Here is a 5,230-nt window from a genome sequence, read left to right as displayed (position 1 = left end):
AGGTCGGCGTAGTCGACGCGGTGCGTGAAGATCTCGCCGAGCGTGCGCGTGAGCAGCGCCTCGTCGAGGCCGTAGGGCGTGAGGAGCAGGTCCTTCGCGGTCACCAGATTGCGGATGCCGGGTTCGATGATGTTCATGCGCTTGGGTGGGATCAATCGGTGAGTCTGTGAATCAAGATTCGCGCGCGGTACAGCGAAATCAAGCGCGCGAATCGCGGGTTTCGTTCGTGCCGGATGCGGGTCTCGAACTGCATCGGGCGGTTTGCGGCAGCTTCGAGCGGCTTTTCAGGCGGCTTCGAGCAGCTTCGAGCGGCCTCAAGCGCGGTCGAGCACGCGATGTCGCCAGGCGGGCAGGCTCGCGCGCACGTCGACGATACGTTGTACGTCGATGTCGCCGGCCACCACGCCGGCGCCCTCGTCGCGCACGTCGACGATCTTGCCCCAGGGGTCGATCAGCATGCTGTGGCCCCAGGTGCGCCGCCCGTTCTCGTGCTTGCCGCCTTGCGCCGCGGCGAGCACGTAGCACTGGTTCTCGATCGCGCGGGTGCGCAGCAGGATTTCCCAGTGCGCCTCGCCGGTCGTGTACGTGAACGCCGAAGGCACGACCATCAGCGCGCAGTCACCCATGCGCCGGTACAGCTCGGGAAAGCGAAGATCGTAGCAGACCGAGAGGCCCACGCGGCCGAACGGCGCTTCGAAGGTGCGCACCTCGGCGCCGGGCCGGATCGTGCGTGCTTCGTCGAACGATTCGGCGCCTTTTTCGAAGTTGAAAAGGTGGATCTTGTCGTAGCGCGCGCGTTCTTCTCCGTTGGGATCGAACACGAGCGTCGTGTTGAGCACGCGCGTTTCCTCGGGCGCTTTCAGCGGCAGCGTGCCGCCGATCACCCATACGCCGTGGCGTTTGGCCGCCTCGGCGAGAAAACGCTGGATCGGGCCGTCGCCGTGCGGCTCGCGAATCGCGAGTTTTTCGGTGTCCTTGTGGCCCATGAAGCAGAAATATTCGGGCAGCAACACGAGGCTCGCGCCACCGGCGGCGGCCTCGGCGATGAGCCTTGCGGCTTCGGCGAGATTGCGATCGCGATCGGGCGTGCTGACCATTTGCAGCGCGGCGACGCGAAACGGCGCGAGAGATGTGGCGTGTGTGGCGCTCATCGGCAGATCTTGAGTGGGTTCGGGAGGCACGCGCGCATGGCGTGTGCCCGCGGCGCGCAAAGCGTGCGCGCCATGCGCCTCTCGATGTACACAGCGGGTGTACACAGCGCTCAGTGCGCGGCGGCGGGCGCCTGCGGGTCCATCTTACCCTGATCGCCGTGCAACCGCTCGACGTGCGGTTTGGACCACGGGCCGGTGATCGCGTACTCCATCGTGAAGGCGTGCTCGATCGTGTTCGAGAACAGGATGTCGCCCACCAGCGCGCCGAGGCCGAGGATCGGATTGATGATGGCCGCCGCGATCACGCCCGTGCCCGCGCTGATCGTCGGCACCACGTGCACGCGCAGGTCCTGGGTCTCGTGCGCGAGGTCGACGCTGCCCACCATCGTCGCGCGCGCGGGCGCGGTGATGAGCCTGAAGTCGTTGGTGCTGGCAGAGCCGTTCTGGATTTGCGCGGTACCCGTCACGCTCGTGAAAGGCAGGCCCTCGCCGATCACGTCGCGGAAGTCCATCTGCGCGTAGCGCGCGAGGCTCTGCAGGCTCACCACGCCGAGCAGCCTCGCCACACCCGGATCGACCTTGAGGATCTGGCCGTGGCGCAGGTCAAGCGCGAGGCTGCCGTTGAGCGACGGAAAATCGATGCGCGTCGGGCCGCCGCTCCATTCCAGGTTGCCCGAGAGCGCGCCCGCGCCGGCCTTGAGCACGTGCGCCATGCCCGCGCGCTCGAGCAGCGCGCCCGCGTCCGTGATGTCGAGGTGGAAGTCGAGCGCGGTGTGGCGCGGCGTCTGCATGCCGGCGGCGGCCGAGTCGTCGCTGGCGCCCGCGTCGCCCACCGCGCGCCAGGTTTCCGTGGCGGTGAGGTGCGCGTCCGGGTTGCTGATGTCGAGCTGGTCGAGGCGCCAGACCGGCACGCCGTTGTCGTCGAAGTTGTGCGCGTTCACCTGGAGGCGGCCGAGGTCGCGGTCGCGCACGATGAGCTGGTTCACGACGAGGTCGATCGACGGCATGTTCTGCGCGGGCTGCGACATCGCCTGGCCGAGCAGGTCGTTCTTCGTGGCGGCGGGCACGACGAGGCGTGCGAGCCGCGCTTCGAGCGTGCCGGGGGCGCCGGGCACGTCACCCGGCTTCCACGAGACGTGGCCCGAGACCTGGTTGGAGGCGACGTTCGCCTGCCATTCGTTGCCGCGCTCGCCGGTGCGCGAGGCGCCGAGCACGACGTTCTCCCACTGCCGCTTGAGCAGCGTGAGCGTGCCGACGTGGACGGCGAAGCGCGAGGGCAGAAACTGGCCGACCGCGCCATTGGGGGCGAGCGGGGACGAGGCGGCTGCGGCGGGCGCGGCTGCGACGGTGCTCGATGCCGGGCCCTGCGGCGCGGCTACGGCGGTGCTGGCTTCGGCCGATTGGGGCGTGCTTGATGGAGCGGCGGTTGTTACGCCGGTTGTCGTGCCGGTTGTCGCGCTATTCGTCGCGCCCGCCGCCGGCGCCTGGCCGCTACGCGCCGCGGCAGGCGCCGCGCCTTGCGTGGGCGTTGTGCCTTCCACCTGCGCCTGCAGTTGCGCCGCCGCAGCGCGCAACTGCAGCGCCACTGCGCGCCAGGCATCGGCGTCGAAGGTCGGCAGATCGACGGCCGCCGTCACGCCTACCGAAGGCAGATCCGCAGGCCGGTACATGCCGATCGCGCCGCGCATCACTTCGGGCACGTGCCCGGGGTGGCGGCGCAGCACGTAGCGCGCGGCGAGCGGCCCGAGCGTGAGCTCGGCGTGCTGGTAGGCGGCGGCATCGGCGTCGGTTTGCGTGGCGTCGCCCGTGCCCGGCTGCAACTCGAAGCGCAGCGGCATCGGCGTGCCGGCGGCCTTGCCGAACGGCGCGGGCAGGTCGAGCGCGAGGCCGGTGAGATCGGCGTCGGCCTTCACGTCGGGCAGATGGCCGCGCTCGCCCGAAACCGAGAACGAGTAGGGCGCTTCGCCCGAAAGACGCCCGATCACCGCCGCCGTCGTGCCGTGCAGGTTCAGCCCGCGCGCCGCATCGACGGCGAGATTGCCTGCTACGTTCACCGCGTAGCGGCCGTCCTCGCGCAGCCCGCCGCTCGCGCGCAGGTCGCCGCCAAGGAAGCGCGCCGTGAGCCGCTCGACCGTCGCGCTGTGGGTCTCGAAGCGCACCTTGCCGGTGAGACTGGAGACCGGCGGCACGTTGGCGGCGGTGAGCGTGTTGTTCTCGAAGCCGATGGCGCCCGACACCAGCACCTTCGGCATCGGCTTGCGCGGAATCGTGAGCTTGAGCGCGAGCGTGGCCGGTCCTTGCGCGCGCACCTTCGCGGTGGCGTGCTTCGACATCGCGCCGATCGAGCTGTTGTCCGCGTAATCGAGCAGGTCCGCGAGCGGCCCGCTCCCGGTGCCTTCGATGACGATATCCGAGCCCTTCACCCCGAGCTCCTCGATGCGTCCGCTCACGTTGCGCAGCACGAAGTTGCGATAGTGGCCGCGATCGACATCGAAGCGCAGCTTGTTTTCGTGGAGCCGGAATATGCCGTCGATGCCGTCGAACGCGGGCCAGATGTTCGGCGCGCCGTTGCGCATCTTTCTGGGCGGGAACGGCGACGGGTCGAAGCGGCCGCCCGCGAACGGCGCCACGATGCGGAACTGGCCGGCGTCGGGGTCGCGCGAATAGGGGAATTTGGTCAGGTCGCCGTGGATCTCGATCGTTGCGCCCACCGAGCGCCCCGCCTGCAGGCCGTGGCCGAGATAGGTGCGCGTCTTCTCGCTGATGCTGGTGGGCAGATAGCGCGGGATGGCCTTGACCCGCGCCTCGTCGAAATGCGCGACGAGGTCGAGCGAGCCACGCCCCTTGCCAGGGTTCGTGTAGTGGGCGGTCATCTTCGCGCGCGCGTCCGCGTTCTCGACGCCGAGATCGGAGACGTCGACGGTGAACGCCTTCAGGCGGTTGCCCGGCTCGCGCTCGGCGGCGACGGTCCATTTGGCCGCGCCGTAGAGCTTGTCGAAGGTGAGGCGCGGATTGTCGAACACGCCGGGCAGCGTGACGGCTGCCTTGGCCGGGGCGAGGCGGATCGTGCCGTGCCTTTCGTCGGCGTCGATGCGCCCCCAGAGGTTCTCGAAGCCGGGCAGGCCCGCGCGCGGGTGGCCGCGCGGCGTGAGGCCAGGCCCCGGCTCCTGCGCGTTCACGCTGATGCCCTGCAGGTCGGCCTTCAGGCGATAGCTGACGACCGGCTCGACGCTCGTCGAGCGCTGCTCCGTGGCGGCTTCACCCGACTCGGGCTTCGCGCGCTCGAGGCCGAGCTCGTAGTTCGCGACGAGCCCGCGCGGGTCGAAGCGAACGAGCGCGCCCTGCACGCGCCCCGGCAGCGGCAGGGCGCGCATGAACTCGGCGAGGATGCCGAGATCGATGCGGTCGCCGCGCACGGTGAACAGCTGGCCCTGCTGCAGCGATTGCTGGCGAAACCGCGCGTCGAGCGTCGTGAGCGCGAGCGTGCGCGTGAGCGGCGTGCCATCGTCGAGCGGCGGCTGACCGAGCTCGGCATGGAAGTCGTGCAGCTTGAGCGTGTAGTCGCCGGGCTCGATGCCGAGGCTCCAGTGAAAGTTCGCGACCGGCACGTCGAGCACCGGCTGCGTGGGCTTCACCTGCAACGAAACGTTTGCTCCGGCGAGCGCGCCGCTTGCCGAAAGGATGCGCCCGTTCGCGAAGTGCGCCCAGATGGCGTTGTCGATGCGCCCGGCGTAGGTGGCGATCGGTATGTCGACGTAGCGCGCGAGCGTGGGCAGGTCGACGGGGCCGGTCGAGATGTAGGCGTCGCCGGTCCAGCCGAGGGGCTTGCCGGCCAGCGAGGAGCGCGCGTGCGTGAAGTGCGCGCGGAAGTCGAGCGGGCCGTGCAGCACGGTGCCCTCGGCCGGCGCCTGCAGCGCGACGCGGTGGTCGTAGCCGTCGTTGAGGATCGCGAGGCGGATGTGCGAGAGCGCGAGCTCGGGCGCGTCGCGCGTGGCGTCGCGCCAGCGCAGCGTGCCGCCGCGCAGCACGATGGCCTCCTGGCGCATGAGCCAGGTCGTGAAGGTGGCGTTGCCCGTGTG

General features: G+C 70.0%; 2 protein-coding genes. Both read right to left on the bottom strand.

All coding sequences use genetic code 11. From position 1 onward, the window contains the following. Positions 1–314: 314 nt before the first annotated feature. Complete coding sequence (locus VMJ11_RS34085; RefSeq protein ID WP_325625611.1) at positions 315–1,151, bottom strand: carbon-nitrogen hydrolase family protein; 837 nt, start codon at positions 1,149–1,151, stop codon at positions 315–317. A 110-nt stretch (positions 1,152–1,261) separates the two neighbouring features. Continuing rightward, a partial coding sequence (locus VMJ11_RS34080) for a YhdP family protein (RefSeq protein ID WP_325625610.1) occupies positions 1,262–5,230 on the bottom strand: 3,969 nt, incomplete at its 5' end.

Source organism: Paraburkholderia sp., assembly GCF_035501035.1.
Classification (GTDB): domain Bacteria; phylum Pseudomonadota; class Gammaproteobacteria; order Burkholderiales; family Burkholderiaceae; genus Paraburkholderia.
Note: the sequence above shows the minus strand (reverse complement) of the source record. Positions and strands in the feature narration are given on the sequence as shown.